17 protein-coding genes are annotated in these 17289 nt (G+C 64.1%); 6 read left to right on the forward strand and 11 right to left on the reverse strand.

The window, feature by feature from the left end; genetic code table 11:
• The first annotated feature begins 168 nt into the window (after positions 1-168).
• The 5 genes from JQK88_RS06270 to JQK88_RS06290 are packed head-to-tail and all read left to right on the forward strand — an operon-like array spanning position 169 to position 4922.
• The gene (locus JQK88_RS06270) at positions 169-1167 is read left to right on the forward strand and encodes an ABC transporter ATP-binding protein (protein ID WP_203277773.1); all 999 of its coding nucleotides are present in this window, start codon (positions 169-171) and stop codon (positions 1165-1167) included.
• Positions 1164-2132 (forward strand): ABC transporter permease, encoded by a 969-nt coding sequence (locus tag JQK88_RS06275; protein WP_203277774.1) that lies wholly within the window; start codon positions 1164-1166, stop codon positions 2130-2132. The genes JQK88_RS06270 and JQK88_RS06275 overlap by 4 nt, the downstream gene beginning before the upstream one ends.
• Positions 2122-2937, forward strand: coding sequence for an ABC transporter permease (locus JQK88_RS06280; protein ID WP_192249766.1), 816 nt, complete (start codon positions 2122-2124; stop codon positions 2935-2937). The genes JQK88_RS06275 and JQK88_RS06280 overlap by 11 nt, the downstream gene beginning before the upstream one ends.
• Positions 2938-2963: 26 nt before the next feature.
• Positions 2964-4391 carry a gamma-aminobutyraldehyde dehydrogenase gene (locus JQK88_RS06285; protein WP_203277775.1) on the forward strand — a complete coding sequence of 476 codons (1428 nt, stop codon included), beginning with the start codon at positions 2964-2966 and terminating at the stop codon, positions 4389-4391.
• A gap of 45 nt (positions 4392-4436) precedes the next feature.
• Positions 4437-4922: an ester cyclase gene (locus tag JQK88_RS06290; RefSeq protein ID WP_203277776.1), complete on the forward strand. Its 486-nt coding sequence runs from the start codon at positions 4437-4439 to the stop codon at positions 4920-4922.
• Between the two features lie 271 nt (positions 4923-5193).
• Here JQK88_RS06290 and JQK88_RS06295 read toward each other — a convergent pair whose 3' ends face one another.
• From JQK88_RS06295 to JQK88_RS06340, 10 genes are all read right to left on the reverse strand, one after another.
• A complete protein-coding gene (locus tag JQK88_RS06295) occupies positions 5194-5508 on the reverse strand; it encodes a hypothetical protein (protein WP_203277777.1) in 315 nt (104 codons plus the stop codon).
• 10 nt (positions 5509-5518) lie between these two features.
• Entirely contained in the window at positions 5519-5881 is a 363-nt protein-coding gene (locus JQK88_RS06300; protein ID WP_023688799.1) for a nuclear transport factor 2 family protein, read from the reverse strand.
• A gap of 76 nt (positions 5882-5957) precedes the next feature.
• Positions 5958-6437 (reverse strand): carboxymuconolactone decarboxylase family protein, encoded by a 480-nt coding sequence (locus tag JQK88_RS06305; protein WP_192249779.1) that lies wholly within the window; start codon positions 6435-6437, stop codon positions 5958-5960.
• Between the two features lie 109 nt (positions 6438-6546).
• Positions 6547-8100, reverse strand: coding sequence for an alpha/beta fold hydrolase (locus tag JQK88_RS06310; RefSeq protein ID WP_203277778.1), 1554 nt, complete (start codon positions 8098-8100; stop codon positions 6547-6549).
• Between the two features lie 156 nt (positions 8101-8256).
• Positions 8257-8571: a formate dehydrogenase subunit delta gene (locus tag JQK88_RS06315; protein ID WP_192249786.1), complete on the reverse strand. Its 315-nt coding sequence runs from the start codon at positions 8569-8571 to the stop codon at positions 8257-8259.
• Positions 8561-9391, reverse strand: coding sequence for a formate dehydrogenase accessory sulfurtransferase FdhD (gene fdhD / locus JQK88_RS06320; protein WP_203277779.1), 831 nt, complete (start codon positions 9389-9391; stop codon positions 8561-8563). Before fdhD ends, JQK88_RS06315 begins: the two co-directional genes overlap by 11 nt.
• A gap of 2 nt (positions 9392-9393) precedes the next feature.
• Positions 9394-12306, reverse strand: coding sequence for a formate dehydrogenase subunit alpha (gene fdhF, locus JQK88_RS06325; protein ID WP_203277780.1), 2913 nt, complete (start codon positions 12304-12306; stop codon positions 9394-9396).
• A 10-nt stretch (positions 12307-12316) separates the two neighbouring features.
• Positions 12317-13873, reverse strand: coding sequence for a formate dehydrogenase beta subunit (locus JQK88_RS06330; protein ID WP_192249792.1), 1557 nt, complete (start codon positions 13871-13873; stop codon positions 12317-12319).
• Positions 13870-14349 carry a formate dehydrogenase subunit gamma gene (locus tag JQK88_RS06335; protein WP_112560655.1) on the reverse strand — a complete coding sequence of 160 codons (480 nt, stop codon included), beginning with the start codon at positions 14347-14349 and terminating at the stop codon, positions 13870-13872. The genes JQK88_RS06330 and JQK88_RS06335 overlap by 4 nt, the downstream gene beginning before the upstream one ends.
• A gap of 135 nt (positions 14350-14484) precedes the next feature.
• A complete protein-coding gene (locus tag JQK88_RS06340) occupies positions 14485-15384 on the reverse strand; it encodes a LysR family transcriptional regulator (RefSeq protein ID WP_192249793.1) in 900 nt (299 codons plus the stop codon).
• Between the two features lie 157 nt (positions 15385-15541).
• Here JQK88_RS06340 and JQK88_RS06345 point away from each other — a divergent pair, with 157 nt between their 5' ends.
• The gene (locus tag JQK88_RS06345) at positions 15542-16720 is read left to right on the forward strand and encodes an Mrp/NBP35 family ATP-binding protein (protein WP_246749766.1); all 1179 of its coding nucleotides are present in this window, start codon (positions 15542-15544) and stop codon (positions 16718-16720) included.
• A 31-nt stretch (positions 16721-16751) separates the two neighbouring features.
• Here the strand turns inward: JQK88_RS06345 and JQK88_RS06350 are convergent, their stop codons facing one another.
• Positions 16752-17201 (reverse strand): SRPBCC family protein, encoded by a 450-nt coding sequence (locus tag JQK88_RS06350; RefSeq protein WP_192249797.1) that lies wholly within the window; start codon positions 17199-17201, stop codon positions 16752-16754.
• Positions 17202-17289: the final 88 nt, after the last annotated feature.

The raw sequence follows: 17289 nt of genomic DNA on the forward strand, positions 1-17289 counted from the left end.
TACCCTCCCCCTTGTGGGGAGGGTCGACGCGCAGCGTCGGGGTGTAGGCCTGTCCGATAGGCCGCGCCATCACCCCCACCCGCGGCTTCGCCGCGACCTCCCCAATCGAGGGGGAGGTCGGGTCGCGCGCGACATCAGAAGATCAACCAGGCAACAGACTGGCAACCCATGACCTCGGCCGTTTACTTCCAGAAAGTGTCTCGCCATTTCGGCAGCGTGCGTGCCGTCGATGCGGTCGATCTCGACATCGTGCCGGGCGAGTTCTTCGCCATGCTCGGCCCCTCGGGGTCCGGCAAGACGACGTGCCTGCGCCTCATCGCCGGTTTCGAGCAGCCGACCTCGGGCTCGATCTCGATCTTCGGCGAGCGCGCCGAGGGCGTGCCGCCCTATCGCCGCAACGTCAACACGGTGTTTCAGGACTACGCGCTGTTCCCGCATCTGAACGTCCTCGACAACGTTGCCTACGGGCTGATGGTCAAGGGCGTAGGCAAGGCCGAACGGCAGAAGGCGGCGGAAGAGGCGCTGTCGCTGGTGCGTCTGCCCGGCTATGGCGCTCGCCGTCCCGGCCAGCTCTCCGGCGGCCAGCGCCAGCGCGTCGCGCTTGCTCGTGCGCTGGTCAACCAGCCCAAGGTGCTATTGCTCGACGAGCCGCTCGGCGCGCTCGATCTCAAGCTTCGCGAGAACATGCAGGAAGAGCTGAAATCGCTGCAGAAGGCGCTCGGCATCACCTTCGTCTTCGTCACCCACGACCAGGGCGAGGCGCTGTCGATGGCGGATCGCGTCGCCGTTTTCAATGACGGCAAGATCATGCAGATCGGCACGCCGGAAGACATCTACCAGCGTCCGAAGACACGTTTCGTCGCCGATTTCGTCGGCTCGTCCAACGTGCTGCCGCCGGATTTCGTCCAGCGTTACTCCGGCCAGCACCGCTGGGGCAGCTTGCGCCCTGAATCCATCCGCATAGGCCGCGCTGCGAAAGGCGATGGCGTTGCCGCGCGCCTGGTCGGAACCAATTATCTCGGCGCCACCACGAAGCTGGCGCTCGACGCAGACGGGCTGCGGCTGCACGCCATCGTGCCGGCCGGCACAAAATTGCCGGCGGAAGGCGAAGCGGTGATGCTCACCTTCAACCGCGAGCATCTGCATTTGATGGACGAGCTGGCATGAGCCTCGACGCCGCCATGCCGCGTGCCACAGCTCCCGCCATCCTGCCCGGCAGCGGTGGCATGCGTGGTGCGCTCTCCGACCTGTTTTGGCGTCGGCCGCAACTCCTGCTCTTCCTCATGCTGGCGCCGCCGGTGCTGTGGCTGGGCATTGTCTATATCGGCTCGCTGTTCGCGCTGCTGGCACAGAGCTTTTTCTCGATCGACGAATTCTCCGGCCTCATCAACCATGAGTTCACGCTGAAGACCTATGGCGACCTGTTCCAGGCCGCCAATCTCGACATCATCCTGCGCACGATGACGATGGCGGCGCTGGTCACGCTGGCCTCGGCCATCATCGCCTTCCCAATCGCCTACTACGCGGCGCGCTATGCCCGTGGCCGCTGGAAGGCGCTGTTCTATCTCGGCGTCATGCTGCCGCTGTGGTCGAGCTACCTGGTCAAGATCTATGCCTGGAAACTGATCCTCGCCAAGGAAGGCATTCTGACCTGGCTGCTCGCCAAATTGCATCTGCTCTGGGTGCTCGATGGCTGGCTGTCGCTGCCGGTCGTGGGCGGCAATTCGCTGTCGGTCTCCGCCACCGGCACCTTCATCGTCTTCGTTTATGTCTGGCTGCCCTTCATGATCCTGCCGGTGCAGGCGGCATTGGAGCGCGTGCCCGGCAATCTGGTCGAGGCCTCTTCCGATCTTGGGGCGTCGCCGGGCCAGACCTTCCGCAACGTGCTGTTCCCGCTGGCACTGCCCGGCATCGTCGCCGGCTCGATCTTCACCTTCTCGCTGACGCTGGGCGACTACATCATCCCGCAGATCATCGGCACATCTAGGCTGTTCATCGGCCAGGCCGTCTATTCGCAGCAGGGCACCGCCGGCAACATTCCGCTCGCCGCCGCCTTCACCGTGGTGCCCATCATCATCATGGGTTTCTACCTCTGGGGCGCCAAGCGCATGGGGGCCTTCGATGCGCTCTGACGGTTCGCAATCCGCCCCGCTCGGCCTCAAGATCGCAGCCGCCTGCGGCCTGCTCTTCCTGCATCTGCCGATCCTCTTGATCTTCGTCTACGCCTTCACCACGGAAGAGAAGAGCTTCGTCTGGCCGCCGCCGGGGCTGACCACGCAATGGTTCGCCGTCACCTGGAACCGGCCGGATGTCTGGCAGGCGCTGTCGCTTTCAGTCCGCGTCGCCGCCATCTCGACGGCGATTGCCTTGATACTGGGCACGCTGTGCGCCGCCGCCGTGTCGCGGACAAAATTCTTCGGCCGCGAGACCATCTCGCTGCTGGTCATCCTGCCGATAGCGCTGCCCGGCATCATCACCGGCATCGCGCTGCGCTCGGCCTTCTCGCTGGCCGATATCCCGTTCTCGTTCTGGACGATCGTGCTCGGCCACGCCACCTTCTGCGTCGTCGTCGTCTACAACAATGCGGTTGCCCGCTTCCGCCGCACCTCGGGCTCGATGATCGAGGCCTCGATGGATCTCGGCGCTGACGGTTTCCAGACCTTCCGGCATGTCGTGCTGCCCAACATCGCCACCGCACTGCTTGCCGGCGGCATGCTGGCCTTCGCGCTGTCCTTCGACGAGGTCATTGTCACCACCTTCACCGCCGGCCAGCAGCAGACCGTGCCGATCTGGATGCTGGAGGAGCTGATCCGTCCGCGCCAGCGCCCGGTCACCAATGTCGTGGCCATGGTCGTGGTGCTGGTGACGCTGCTGCCCATCCTGTTTGCCTATTACCTCACCCGCGACGGCGACCAGATCGCCGGTTCGGGCAAATAACGTCAGTTCGTAAGGGAGAGACGTCCATGGACACCCAGATGCTGATCGGCCCGAAATTCGAGAACGGCGCCGAGACCGAGGAGCCGATCCTCAATCCAAAGACCGGGGCGACCATCCTCAACCTGCCTGAAGCCAGCCAGGCGCAGATCGGGGCGGCTGTCACTGCCGCCGAGCAAGCGTTCGTCTTGTGGTCACGCACCACGCCGGCGCAGCGCTCCGGCTATCTCCTCAAGATCGCCGACCGCATCGAGGCCGAGGCCAAGGAGTTCGCAGCCCTCGAGGCGCTGAACTGCGGCAAGCCGATCAATGCCGTGCTCAATGACGAAATCCCCGCAATCGTCGACTGCTACCGCTTCTTTGCCGGTGCGGTGCGTTCGATGCCCGGCGTAGTCGCCGGCGAATATCTGCCCGGCCACACCTCGATGGTGCGGCGCGACCCGATCGGCATCGTCGCCTCGATCGCGCCCTGGAACTATCCGCTGATGATGATGGCGTGGAAGCTGGCGCCGGCGATTGCCGGCGGCAACACCGTCGTCTTCAAGCCGTCGGAACAGACGCCGCTGACGGCGCTGAAACTGGCCAGGATCCTGGCCGAGGTGCTGCCCAAAGGCGTCGTCAATGTCGTGCTCGGTCGCGGCGACAGCGTCGGCAACACGCTGATCAATCACGCCAAGGTCAACATGATCTCGATCACCGGCGATGTCGCCACCGGCAAGAAGGTGCTGCAGGCGGCCGCCAAATCGGTCAAGCGCACCCATCTGGAGCTCGGCGGCAAGGCGCCGGTCATCGTCTTCGATGATGCCGACCTCGGCGCCGTTGTCAATGGCCTGCGCGCGTTCGGCTATTACAATGCCGGCCAGGACTGCACCGCAGCCTGCCGCATCTATGCCGGCAAGAAAATCTACGACAAGCTCGTCGCCGACCTGTCTTCGGCCGTGTCGACTATCAAATTCAATCAGCCGGACGACACCGAAAACGAGATCGGCCCGCTGATCTCGCGCCGTCAGCGTGATCGCGTCTCGAGCTTCGTCGAGCGTGCGTCGGAACTGAAGCACATCGAGATCACAACAGGCGGCAAGCCGGGCGAGGGCTCCGGCTTCTACTACCAGCCGACGGTCGTCGCCGGCGCGCTGCAGGAAGACGAAATCGTGCGCCGCGAAGTCTTCGGCCCGGTCGTCTCGATCACCCGCTTCTCCGAGGTCGACGAGGCCGTGAACTGGGCCAATGACAGCGACTACGGCCTGGCGTCATCGGTGTGGACCAAGGACGTCTCGCGCGCCATGGCGACGGCTGCTCGTCTTCAGTACGGCTGCACCTGGATCAACACTCACTTCATGTTGACCAACGAGATGCCGCATGGCGGATTGAAGCAATCAGGCTACGGCAAGGACATGTCGCTCTATGCGCTGGAGGACTACACCGCCGTGCGGCATGTGATGGTAGCCCACGCCTAGCGCTTGAGCGCGCAATACAAGCATTCAACCAGGGAGGAAATAACCATGCATCGCCGCCAGTTTCTGACAACCGCAGCCATCGCCGCGACGCTTTTCGCCACGGCGCCGTCCTTAGCCGCCGATACTGCGCAATCGGTGGTCGAAGCCTATCTCGCCGCCTGGAATGCGCATGACTCGGCCAAGGCCGCCGGCTACTTCGCCGACGACGTCACCTATTACGACGCCTCGGTCGGCAAACCGGTCAAAGGCAAGGAGGCCGCCAAGACCGGCGTCATCGACAATTTCCTCAAGGCCGTTCCAGATGCCGTCTGGACGATGAAGGGTGCGCCCGTCGTGGAGGGCGATCGCGTCTCGTTCGAATGGGAGTTTTCCGGCACCAATACCGGCGCCTGGGCCGACGGCACCGCCGCCACCGGCAAGAAGTTCTCCTTCACCGGTGCCTCGATGTTTTCGGTCAAGGACGGCAAGATCGCGACCCAGAGCGACTATTACGACGCGCTCGGCTTCTACAAGCAGCTTGGTCTTATGTAGCAGCGCCGCTTCCCTTCTCCCCGTTGCCGGCGGGGCGATCGCATATGGATTCTTACGAAGATAGACCCCACCCTAACCCTCCCCACAATGGGGAGGGAATGCTGCCGCGCTCTTACTCGGCGTCAAAACGTCGGCAATCTGCCGATGTCAGGCCAACGAAGTCTCCCTCCCCCTTGTGGGGAAGGGTTAGGGGTGGGGGTAGATCGTAGAGCGAAAGCCCCGGTCTCCTATGCGATTGCCCCTTCGTTGCCGGGGAGAAGGGCGTCAGCCACTACTCCACGATGCGATAGATGTTCCACATGCTGGTTCCCGACACGACATAGGGCTCCATCTCCTTGCCCCATTTGGCGTGGGCGTCAATCTTGCCGATCTTGGCGAAGAACGCCTCCAACTGGGCCAGGCTCTCGACCTGGTGATGCGACTCGACCGTCGCCTCCCGCGCACCAATCGAGCCGGTCATGATCTGGAACTTGAGGTCGGCGATTCCGACCTGAGAGCCGATTTCGCGCTCCCATTTCTTGAGCAGTTCAAGCACGGTCTGCTTGTGCCCGAATTTGGCGTCGATCTGCCATCTGGCGCTGAACATGTCGGCCTCCTTACTCGTCCCAGGCTTGCACGACGGTCTGTCGTGCAATGCGGCCGTTCTTCAACTCCAGCATCGCTGCGCAGAACACTTTCGTCCCGTCCGGATAGGCGCAGGCCTGGGTGAAGGCGAGGTTGTCGCCATCGGCGATGGTGGTGTCCACCTTGTGGGTCATTGCCCGGCTGCAGATATCGTCCCAGAACGTGCTGATCGCCGCCCGGCCGCGGATCTCGCGCGGCTTGCTCGGCGGGTTGTTGCGATCGATCACCCGCACCAGCGCATCGTCGGCATAGAAGCTCGCCAGCATCCTGCCGTCCCGCCCTTCGATCGCTTTCTTGATCGCCGCGCCGTCAACGCTTTGCGTCTTGGTCAGCATTTTTTCCTCCATGGCCCGTCGACGGGCGGTTGATGATCAGAAGCACTGCCCGGCGCCCATCGCCGGGCAGGGTCTTTCACTGCGACTTGGCTTTGACGGCCGCGAACACACCGTCGGTCTGCTGTTTGAAGGTCGCGAAATCGACCTGGCTGCCGTTGAGCATCGTCGACCAATGGCGCACGATGGCCGCCATCGCGATCGCCTCCTTGATCTCCTCATCGGTCGCGCCATTGAGCTTGGCTGCCTCGGTATGGAAATAGATGCAGTACTGGCACGGGATCTGCGAGGCGACGGCCAGCCCCATCAGCTCCTTGGTCTTGCCGTCGAGCGCGGTCTTGGGGTTGAGCTGCACGCCCTTGATCTCGGCCCAGGCGCCGGCAACCGCGACATCCGGCAGCGTCTTGAACATGTCCGGCACCGAGCCGAGCGTCGCCTCGATGTCCTTGTAAGCGGCGGTCGCCGCGGCATCCTCGGCCTTGGCAGGGGCGATGGTGAACAGCGCGCCAACGCTTGCCGCGATCATCAGCGATTTGATCGACCTGTTTGACTTCAGCATTGCATCCTCCGTTCGCAGCGCCTTCCCGGCGACATCCGCCTGGGCTGCATGGAGAGAATTGGTAGCGCCTGCGCGCCCTTGGCCGCTTCGCCCGAAAGCGCCATGGCTCCTATGGCCCGTCCGGGCCAATATGCCTGGCGGAAAATGCCGCTGCGGCCGCCCGTGACGGCAGGTCGAGCTTCAACAATATGTTGGCGACATGACGCTTGACCGTATGCTCGCTCAGCCTCAGCTCGGCAGCGATTGCGGCATTGCTCTTGCCGTCGGCAATCAGGCTCACCACCTCGCTTTCGCGCGCCGTCAGTTGAGCCGGCTCGGCAGGCCTGGCCTTGGGACGGCAAGCGGGCTCGAGATGTTGTTCCGACGTCGCCTGGACCAGCGCAAGCGGCTCGTCCAGCTCATCCACCGTGACACGCCCGGCATCGATGAAATGCAGGCCGGAACCGGCCGCCAGATCGGCGACCAGCCGCGACGCCAGAATATCGCCGCGCCCGGCATGGGCGGCGATTTGCATCGTCACCCGTGCCATCAGCCCAATCGGCGGCCCGCGCATTTCGACCTCGCCGACATGCGCGCCCTGCGCGCTCGCCACGCCGATTTCCTGCGCCGCGTCGCGCAGCGCCGCCGCACAGCGTATCGCCCGCGCCGGCCCGTCGAAGCGTGCGATCATCAGCTCGCCATGCGTACCCGCCGCGCGGCCGCCATGGCGGCCGACCAGCGTCCGCCATGTCTCCTGGAAACGCTGGCTGCGCTCGCTCCACATGCGGTCGCCCATCCGCGCCGTGTCGTAGATACGTGTCGCCAGAAGAGCGGCAAGCACGCGCTCCGCTTCGGCCACGGCGCGCTCGCCGGTCAGAAACTCTTCGATCAGGTCGGCCACCCGTTCGACATCGCCGGTCCAGATCGGGTGATCGCGCCCGGGGATTTCGACCAGTCGCGCATTCGCGATCTTTTTCGACAGGAAGCGGCTGGCGTCGGGGTCGACCCGCACATCGTTGCGGCGATGGATGAGCAGCGTTGGTGCGCCGATCGCCGAAAGCACGTCGCGCACGTCGATGTCGGCATTCATCCGGGCCAGGGCCGCCGCCGCCGTCGGGCTGGCCGACAGCCGTTCGAAGCGCGCCCACCACTGGGTGAAATGCGGGTCATCGACCCGGCCCGGCGCAAAGTTGGGCAAAGTGGCGCCGGTGCCCCACTCCGTGCCGGCCGTCGCGATGAAGGCCTCCAGGCGATCCGGCGGCATCACCCATTTGTGGAAATGTGCGTAGCCGCCATAGAGCGCCAGCGCCCGTGTCCGTTCCGGATAAGTGGCGGCGAACAGCATTGCCATCGGCGCGCCTTCCGAGGCGCCGAGCAGGGCGGCACGGCCGCTGCCGGTGGCATCCATGACCGCGCGCACATCGTCCATGCGGGTCTCTAAGCTGGGCAGATGGCGTGGGTCGACGCGGTCGGACAGGCCGCTGCCGCGCTTGTCGAACAGGATCAGCCGCGAGAACGCCGAGAGCCGTTTCAACAGCCTGGTATAACCTTCGTCTTCCCAATGCAGGTCGAGATTGGAAATGAAGCCAGGCACGAAAACCAGGTCGAACGATCCCTGGCCGACCACCTGATAGGCGATCCGCACGTCGCCGCTGAGGGCATATCGCGTCTCGATCGGCCTCACGACTGCATCCCGCCCGGCCAGACGATTTTTGATCGCTGACAATAGCAGACGCCTGCCGGATGCGGCAGTCAAACTTTAGAAGGCAGGAATATAGCCCGATGGCCCGAACTGCGTTCGCCCGGTTATTTCTGGCGACCGGCTATTTCTAGCGATCGGCTATTTCTGTGGAGCGGCGCTCTCTGTACCTGTGGGCTGGACGTAGCCAATGCTCATATCGGCCTGCTCCTCGGTCTTTGGCCGCTTTATCCGGGCCGAGGCCTCGACGACGAGCTCGTCGAAATTTTCGCCGCCGCTGTCCAGCATCTCGAAGAACTGGCGCCGCATCCTCGGCTCCCAGAACTTGTTGATGTGCTCGGCCACACCCGCCACGCCTTCCTCGCGCGGCCTTGAATGGAAGAAGGCGGCGATCTGATTGGCCATCCGCACCAGCTTTTCCCTGGTGCTCGTGATATGGTCTTCGTCATGCGACATGCTGGGCAACTCCCAAGACCACCCGTTCCGGGTGGGTGAAAACATCGAAATCGTCGCCGCGCACCAGCGCCACCAGCGTCATGCCGGCCTCATCAGCGGTGCGGATGGCAAGCGCGGTCGGCGCCGAGACAGCCATGATGAAAGCCGAGCCGATGGCCGCCGTCTTCTGCACCATCTCGACCGAGACGCGTGAGGTCACGACCACGGCGCCCGAGGCACCGTTAATGCCGGCCTTCGCCAGCGCGCCGGCGAGCTTGTCCAGCGCATTGTGGCGGCCGACATCCTCGCGCGCCATGACAATTCCCTTGCCGGGGATGTAGAAGCCCGCGGCATGCACCGCGCCGGTTTCGGAATGCAGAGGCTGCACCTTCGACAGAAGCTTCACCGAGCGAGTAATGTCGTCCGCATCAAGCGTAAGTTTTGACGCACCGACCTTGTCGACCGAGCGCATCGCTTCCTCGATGGATTCAATGCCGCACAGTCCGCAGCCAACCGGGCCGGCCAAGCGCCTGCGTCGCGCCTCGAAGCGCGTATTGGCCTGGTCCTTCAACCGGATCTGGATGTCGATCCCGGCGCCATGGTCCTCGACCTCGATCGCCTCCATCTCCTGGGGATCTGCGATGATGCCTTCGGTCAGCGAGAAGCCGAGCGCGAAATCCTCGAAATCAGCCGGGCTCGCCATCATCACCGCATGGGTGGTGCCAGCAAAGGAGAACGCCACCGGCGTCTCCTCCGGCACCATTCGGTAGGCCGAGGTCGTGCCGCTGGCGCGGTGCGCCAGCCGCGAGGTCTGCGTCGTCGCTTTGCGGCGCGCGGCCAAGACTACTCCGCCGCCTGTAGCGGAGCGATGCGGCGGCTGTTGCGCGCCTGCTCGTCATATTCGCGCTGCCATTCCGACGGGCCGTTGGACGCGCCGACCTGCACTGCAGTCACCTTGTACTCCGGACAATTGGTCGCCCAGTCGGAGAAGTCGGTGGTGATGACGTTGGCCTGCGTGTCCGGATGGTGGAAGGTGGTGTAGACCACACCCGGCGACACACGGTCGGTGATCAGCGCACGCAGCGTCGTCTCACCCGAGCGGCTGGTCAGCCGCACCCAGTCGCCATCGCGCAGGCCGCGGTTCTCGGCGTCGTGCGGATGGATTTCCAGCCGGTCTTCCGAGTGCCACATGACGTTTTCGGTACGCCTTGTCTGCGCACCGACATTGTACTGGCTGAGGATGCGGCCGGTGGTCAGCAGCAATGGGAAACGAGGGCCGGTCCGCTCGTCTGTCGCCACATATTCGGTGCGGATGAACTTGCCCTTGCCGCGCACGAAGCCGCCGATATGCATGATCGGCGTACCGAGCGGGGCCTTCTCGTTGCAGGGCCACTGCACCGATCCGACACGGTCGAGCAGATCGAAGGAGACGCCGGCGAAGCTTGGCGTCGTCTTGGCGATCTCGTTCATGATCTCGGAGGGATGCTGGTAGTTCCAGTCAAGCCCGATCGCACGGGCAAGCTCCTGCGTCGCTTCCCAGTCGGCGTAGCGCGCCTTCGGCTCCAGCACCTTGCGCACCATGTTGATGCGGCGCTCGGCATTGGTGAAGGTGCCGTCCTTCTCCAGGAAGGTCGAGCCTGGCAGGAAGACATGCGCGTAGTTCGCTGTCTCGTTGAGGAACAGGTCGTGCACGACCACGCATTCCATCGCCGCCAGGCCGGCCGCGACGTGCTTGGTATCAGGATCGGACTGCAGGATGTCCTCGCCCTGGATGTAGATGCCTTTGAAGGAGCCGTCGACAGCGGCATCCAGCATGTTGGGGATGCGCAGGCCCGGTTCGTCGTCGAGCTTCACGCCCCACAAAGTCTCGTAGATGTCGCGCACCGCCTCGCCGGAGATATGGCGATAGCCCGGCAGTTCGTGTGGGAAGGAGCCCATGTCGCATGAGCCCTGCACATTGTTCTGGCCGCGCAGCGGGTTCACGCCGACGCCCGGGCGGCCGATATTGCCGGTCGCCATGGCAAGGTTGGCGATAGCCATAACCGTGGTCGAACCCTGGCTGTGTTCGGTGACGCCGAGGCCGTAATAGATCGCGCCGTTGCCGCCCTTGGCATAGAGCCGCGCAGCACCCCGGATCAGCTCCGGGTCGACGCCGGAAAGCTTGCCGACGGTCTCGGGGCTGTTCTCCGGCAAAGCGACGAAGGAGGCCCAGTCCTGGAACTCCGTCCAGTCGCAGCGTTCGCGAATGAAGGCTTCATCGAAAAGCCCTTCGGTGACGATGACATGCGCGAGCGACGTCAGCACCGCTACGTTGGTGCCGGGCTTCAGCGGCAGGTGGTAGTCGGCCTCGACATGCGCCGACTTGACCATTTCGGTGCGGCGCGGATCGAGCACGATCAGCTTGGCGCCCTGGCGCAGCCGCTTCTTCAGTCGCGAGGCAAACACAGGATGCGCGGAAGCCGGATTGGCGCCGATGATGACGGCGACGTCGGTGAAGTCGACGGAATCGAAATCCTGGGTGCCCGCCGAGGTGCCATAGGTCTGGCCGAGGCCGTAACCGGTCGGCGAGTGGCAGACGCGGGCGCAGGTGTCGACATTGTTGTTGCGGAAGCCTTGGCGCACCAGCTTCTGCACCAGATAGGTCTCCTCATTCGTGCAGCGCGAGGACGTGATACCGCCGATCGAGGTGCGTCCGTATTGATATTGGATACGGCGGAATTCCTTGGCCGTATGGGCGATTGCCTCTTCCCAGCTCACCTCGCGCCAGGGATCGCTGACCTTTTCCCGGATCATCGGCGACAGGATGCGGTCCTTGTGGGTCGCGTAGCCATAGGCGAAACGGCCCTTCACGCAGGAGTGGCCGTGGTTCGCCTTGCCGTCCTTGTAGGGCATCATGCGAATGACTTCGTCGCCCTTCACTTCGGCCTTGAAAGAGCAGCCGACGCCGCAATAGGCACAGGTGGTGACGGCCGAGCGCTCGGGCATGCCTTTCTCAAGCACGGTCTTTTCACGCAGCGCATCGGTTGGACAGGCCTGCACGCAGGCGCCGCAGGACACGCATTCGGAGGCAATAAAATCCTCATGCATGCCGGCGACCATGCGCGATTCGAAACCGCGGCCCTCGATCGTCAGCGCGAAGGTGCCTTGCACCTCCTCGCAGGCCCGCACGCAGCGCGAGCAGACGATGCACTGCGCCGGATCATAGGTGAAATAGGGGTTGGACTCATCGCGCGCGATGTAGTCGACCGTCAGCGAGCCATGGCCGGGCGCCACGCCGTTTTCCTGCTTGACGTGGTTGCGGCCCTCGATGCCGAAGCGGTTTTCGGTCAGGCCAACCGACTTCGCCACCGCGTCGAACTCGCTGGCGCCGGTACCGGCCTTCTCGTTCCAGCCGGTCGGATGGTCGGAAACGTAAAGCTCCATGACACCGCGGCGGATGGCGTCGAGCCGCTCGGATTGCGTGCGCACCACCATGCCTTCGCCGACCGGCGTCGTGCAGGATGCCGGCGTGCCGCCGCGCCCTTCGATCTCAACGAGGCAGACGCGGCAGGAGCCGAACGAGTCCAACATGTCCGTGGCGCAGAGTTTTGGAATCTCGACCCCGCCTTCCATCGCCGCGCGCATGATCGACGTACCCTCCGGCACGCTGATACTGCGGCCGTCGACGATCAGCGTGACCTGCTTTTGCGCCTTCGATTCCGGGGTTCCGTAGTCGAGTTCCTCGATGAGTGTCGGGAAGTCGGCCTTGATATTCATCTGCCAGCTCCTATTCAGCAGCTACGCGCGCCGGCGCGGGCTTGAAATCTTCGGGGAAATGGGTGATCGAGCTCATCACCGGGTAGGGCGTGAAGCCGCCCAGCGCGCAGAGCGATCCGAACTTCATCGTGTTGCAGAGATCGGTGACCAGAGCCAGGTTCTTTTCCGGCTCGATGCCGGCGGCAAGCCTGTCGATGGTCTCCACCCCGCGTGTCGAGCCGATGCGGCAGGGCGTGCACTTGCCGCAGCTTTCGATGGCGCAGAACTCCATGGCGAAGCGCGCCTGCTTCAGCATGTCGGCGGTATCGTCGAACACGGTGATGCCGGCATGACCGATCAGCCCGTCACGCTTCGCGAACTCTTCGTAGTCGAACGGCGTGTCGAACAGCGCGCGCGGGAAATAGGCGCCGAGCGGGCCGCCGACCTGCACTGCCTTCACCGGCCGGCCAGTCGCTGTGCCGCCGCCGATGTCGTCGACGATTTCGCCGAGCGTCAGGCCGAACGCCGTCTCGAACAGTCCGCCATGCTTGACGTTGCCGGCGATCTGGATCGGGATGGTGCCGCGCGAGCGGCCCATGCCGAAATCCTTGTAGAAGGCAGCACCCTTGTCCATGATGATCGGCACCGAAGCCAGCGAGATTACGTTGTTGATCACCGTCGGCTTGCCGAACAATCCCTGGATTGCCGGCAGCGGCGGCTTGGCGCGAACCACGCCGCGCTTGCCTTCAAGGCTGTTCAGCAGCGAAGTTTCCTCACCGCAGACATAGGCGCCGGCGCCTACCCGGATTTCCATGTCGAAGGCGTTGGGCGAACCCAGCACGTTGACGCCGAGCACGCCGGCTTTGCGGGCGAACTCGACAGCCTTGTTCATGACAGCCACCGCATGCGGATATTCCGAGCGGATATAGACAAAACCCTTGGTCGCGCCGGTGGCGATGCCGGCGATCGCCATGCCTTCGATCAGCACGAAGGGATCGCCTTCCATGATCATGCGGTCGGCGAAAGTGGCGCTGTCGCCTTCGTCGGCGTTGCAGACGATGTACTTACGCTCGCCGGCGGTATCAAGCACCGTCTTCCACTTGATGCCGGTCGGGAAGCCAGCGCCGCCGCGACCGCGCAAGCCCGATTCGGTGACCTGCTTGACGATGTCGAGCGGCGCCATAGCCACCGCGTTCTGCAGGCCCTTCAGTCCGCCGAGCGACTTGTAGGCGTCGAGCGACAGCGGGTCGTTGATGCCGCAACGCGCGAAGGTCAGGCGCGTCTGCTTGGCCAGGAACGGGATTTTGTCAGGCGCGCCCAGCCAGCGCTTGTGATGGCCACCCTTGAGGAAGCCGCTGTCGAACAGGCTCTTGACATCGGAAGGCTTCACCGGCCCGTAAGCGACGCGGCCCTCGGCGGTCGCGACCTCGACCATCGGTTCGAGGAAATAGGCGCCGCGCGAGCCGTTGCGCACGATCTTGGCCTCGATGCCTCGTTCGGCCAGTTCTGCACGAATCGCCTTGGCGACCTTTTCGGCGCCGAGCGCCAGCGCGCCGGAGTCACCTGGAATGTAGATGCGCGGGATCATGAGCGTACCTCCGCGACGATCTCTTCGATCTTCTCGTCATCGAGCCGCCCGATCACCTCACCATCCAGCATCGCCGACGGTGAACAGGCGCAAAGCCCGAGGCAATAGACAGGCTCAAGTGTAACCGATCCGTCGCGGGTGGTCTCGTGGAAATCGATGCCGAGCAGCTGCTTGACCTTTGCGGCGATCGCATCCGAACCCATCGACTGGCAGGCTTCCGCCTGGCAGAGCTTGAGCACGTGCCGGCCGGCCGGGCGGGCGCGAAAATCATGATAGAAGGTCACGACACCGTGCACCTCGGCCCTCGACAGGTTCAGCCCATCAGCGATGACGGGCACGGCGTCCTGCGGTACGTGGCCAAATTCTTCCTGGATGCCGTGAAGGATCGGCAGCAGTGGACCCTCGAGGTCCTTCAGCTCCTGGATGATCGCAGCCGTGCGCGACTGGATCTCGGTACTTGCAGGCTGCATCGTCATGCAGCGCCCTCCCTGGTCGATAGCGGTCTCGCGCTAAGTGCTTACGAAATCAGAGGAAACCCCCGAAATCAATAAAGCTGATCCGTCGCTTGATAGAAATTTTCTATCGAAACCCGTCAGCCTGCATTGTCTAGCCTAGCGGTGGTTGCGGAAATCGTCTGCCAGCGCCATCGCCTCGTCCAGCAGCGCCTGTACCAGCGGCGTGTGCGGCTCGCGCGGTGCGGCCACCAGCCCGACGGTGTGGCTGGCATCCGGCTCGACGATCGGGATGGCCCGGATCGGCTCGGAAAAGCCGAATGTTTCCGCGAGGTTGAGCGGCATGATCGACGACCATTTGCCGGTCCTTATATGCGAGAACAGCACGATCATTGAATTGGATTCCAGCGTTGGCCGCATCTCGACGCCGGCCTCGGCCAGATGCTGGTCGATGATGCGGCGGTTCTGCATGTCCGGCGTCAGCAGGCAGAGCGGCAGCTGGCTGAGTTCGGCCCACGTCACTTTGTCGCGGTCGGAGTACGGATTTCCGACAGCGGTGATCAGCTGGTAGCGCTCGTCATAGAGCGGCACACTGGTGACGCGGCCGAGCGGCTCGTTGTCGAGATAGGTGATGCCGGCATCGACGTCGAAATTGCCAAGCAGCGACAGCACCTCGATCGAGGTGCGCGACAGGATCGAGAAGGTGACGCCGGGGTGCTTTGCCCGGAATGGTGTCGTCAGCCGCGCCACCATCGCTAAAGCGGTGGGGATCGCCGCGATGCGGATGCGCCCCGAAAGGCCGTGGCGTGCCGCCCGCATCTCTTCCTTCATGGCACGGCTGTCGCCGACGATGCGGCGCGCCCACGCCAGCACCTGCTTGCCTTCCGGCGTCAGCCCCTGAAAGCGCGAGCCGCGCAGCACCAGCATGACGCCGAGCTGCTCCTCCAGTTGCTTGATCGCCGCCGAAAGCGTCGGCTGGGTGACGCCGCACACCTCCGCCGCCCGGCCGAAATGCTCCTCCTTGGCCAGCGCGATGAAAAATTCCAGCTTGTCGATCATTGGCGCAAGCTAACCGGCGCCGGGCGGCGGCGCCAGACGCAGTTGGGCACCTCAGCCATTCCGTCGATTTCCGGGCAGAGCACGCCGGCTGTTGCGCCACGACTTGGTTCTGCCGGGAAACTGCATTATCTCAGGCGCAAGCTTGCATAAGGAAGACCTGATGTCCGTCACCAAGGAAATCGTCACCGAGCGCCTGAAGACGGTCAACGGGCCGGACTTCACCGGCAACATCGTTGATCTCGGCATGGTTTCGGAGATTTTCATCGCCGATTCGAAAGTATTCTTCTCGATCACCGTTCCCGCTGCCCGCGCGCAGGAGATGGAACCGTTGCGCGCCGCCGCCGAGCGCGTCGTCAAGGCGATTCCCGGCGTCGCCGGCGCCGTCGTCGCGCTGACGGCGGAAAGGAAGGGCGGCGGAATGGAGGCGCCGGTTCCGGCGCGCCCCGCACCCAGACCGGCACCGCCGGCTCCGCCAACCGCGCCACGCGGGGCTCCGCACGCCCCGGCCTCGCATAGCTCGGGCAAGCGTGGCGTGCCCGGCATCGAGGCGATTATCGCGGTTGCGTCCGGCAAGGGCGGCGTCGGCAAGTCGACCACCGCCGTCAACATCGCCCTCGGCCTCGCCGCCAATGGCCTGCGGGTCGGCGTGCTCGATGCCGACATTTACGGGCCGTCCATGCCAAGGCTGCTCAATATCCATGGCCGGCCGCAGACGGTCGACGGCAAGATCCTGAAACCGATGGAGAATTACGGCCTCAAGGTGATGTCGATGGGCTTCCTCGTCGACGAGGAGACGCCGATGATCTGGCGTGGCCCGATGGTGATGTCGGCGTTGACGCAGATGCTGCGCGAAGTCGAATGGGGCCGGCTCGACGTGCTCGTCGTCGACATGCCGCCCGGCACCGGCGACGCCCAGTTGACCATGGCCCAGCAGGTGCCGCTGGCCGGCGCAGTCATCGTCTCGACGCCGCAGGACCTGGCCCTGATCGACGCCCGCAAGGGGTTGAACATGTTCAAGAAGGTCGACGTGCCGCTGCTCGGCATTGTCGAGAATATGAGCTATTTCGTCGCCCCGGACACCGGCAAGCGCTACGACATTTTCGGCCATGGCGGCGCCCGGCGCGAAGCCGAACGTCTCGGCGTGACCTTCCTTGGCGAAGTGCCGCTGGAAATGGGCATCCGCGAAAGCTCGGACGAAGGCTCGCCGGTGGTGGCGTCAAAGCCCGATAGCCCCGAGGCGAAGATCTATCGCGACATTGCTTCGAAGGTCTGGGACCGGGTCAACGAAGAGCGCGGCGCGGCCGAAGCGGCGGTGCCGAGCATCGTGTTCGAGTAGCGGGAATACCCCTTCCCTAAAGGGGGAGGGGTTAACCGCCTACCTTCTCGCCGAACGTCGAAAAGAACTGACCCGCCAGTTTCTTCGACGTCGATTCGATCAGCCGGCTGCCGAGTTGGGCGATCTTGCCGCCGACATCGGCCTTGGCGGCGTATTTGAGCACCGTCGCATCCGGCCCGTCCGCCGTCAGCGTGACATCGGCGCCGCCCTTGGCGAAGCCGGCAATGCCGCCCTTGCCTTCGCCCTGGATGGTGTAGGCGTGCGGCGGCCTCAAATTCTTCAACGTCACCTCGCCGTTGAAGGTCGCCTTGATCGGCCCGATCTTCACCACCACCGTCGCCGCCATTTCGGTCGGCGATTTCATCTCCAGGTTCTGGCAGCCGGGAATGCTTTCCCGCAGCACGTCAGGATCATTCAGCGCTTCCCAGACTTTCTGTAGGGCGGCGGCAATGCGTTCCTCGCCTTCGATCACCAAAGCCATCGATACCCTCCCGCGTTGCTCCGAAAAGGCCTAACGCAGGGTCCGACGCCTGTCTATCGCACCAAAGTCTGGGTGCGCTTGTGTGACC

Origin of the sequence: Mesorhizobium caraganae (assembly GCF_016836705.1) — a bacterium.
GTDB lineage: Bacteria > Pseudomonadota > Alphaproteobacteria > Rhizobiales > Rhizobiaceae > Mesorhizobium > Mesorhizobium caraganae.

Coding starts and splice junctions, on each gene's coding strand:
- JQK88_RS06270 (WP_203277773.1), top strand. CDS start 169: ATGACCTCGGCCGTTTACTTCCAGAAAGTGTCTCGCCATTTCGGCAGC.
- JQK88_RS06275 (WP_203277774.1), top strand. CDS start 1,164: ATGAGCCTCGACGCCGCCATGCCGCGTGCCACAGCTCCCGCCATCCTG.
- JQK88_RS06280 (WP_192249766.1), top strand. CDS start 2,122: ATGCGCTCTGACGGTTCGCAATCCGCCCCGCTCGGCCTCAAGATCGCA.
- JQK88_RS06285 (WP_203277775.1), top strand. CDS start 2,964: ATGGACACCCAGATGCTGATCGGCCCGAAATTCGAGAACGGCGCCGAG.
- JQK88_RS06290 (WP_203277776.1), top strand. CDS start 4,437: ATGCATCGCCGCCAGTTTCTGACAACCGCAGCCATCGCCGCGACGCTT.
- JQK88_RS06295 (WP_203277777.1), bottom strand. CDS start 5,508: ATGTTCAGCGCCAGATGGCAGATCGACGCCAAATTCGGGCACAAGCAG.
- JQK88_RS06300 (WP_023688799.1), bottom strand. CDS start 5,881: ATGCTGACCAAGACGCAAAGCGTTGACGGCGCGGCGATCAAGAAAGCG.
- JQK88_RS06305 (WP_192249779.1), bottom strand. CDS start 6,437: ATGCTGAAGTCAAACAGGTCGATCAAATCGCTGATGATCGCGGCAAGC.
- JQK88_RS06315 (WP_192249786.1), bottom strand. CDS start 8,571: ATGTCGCATGACGAAGACCATATCACGAGCACCAGGGAAAAGCTGGTG.
- fdhF (WP_203277780.1), bottom strand. CDS start 12,306: ATGAATATCAAGGCCGACTTCCCGACACTCATCGAGGAACTCGACTAC.
- JQK88_RS06330 (WP_192249792.1), bottom strand. CDS start 13,873: ATGATCCCGCGCATCTACATTCCAGGTGACTCCGGCGCGCTGGCGCTC.
- JQK88_RS06335 (WP_112560655.1), bottom strand. CDS start 14,349: ATGACGATGCAGCCTGCAAGTACCGAGATCCAGTCGCGCACGGCTGCG.
- JQK88_RS06340 (WP_192249793.1), bottom strand. CDS start 15,384: ATGATCGACAAGCTGGAATTTTTCATCGCGCTGGCCAAGGAGGAGCAT.
- JQK88_RS06350 (WP_192249797.1), bottom strand. CDS start 17,201: ATGGCTTTGGTGATCGAAGGCGAGGAACGCATTGCCGCCGCCCTACAG.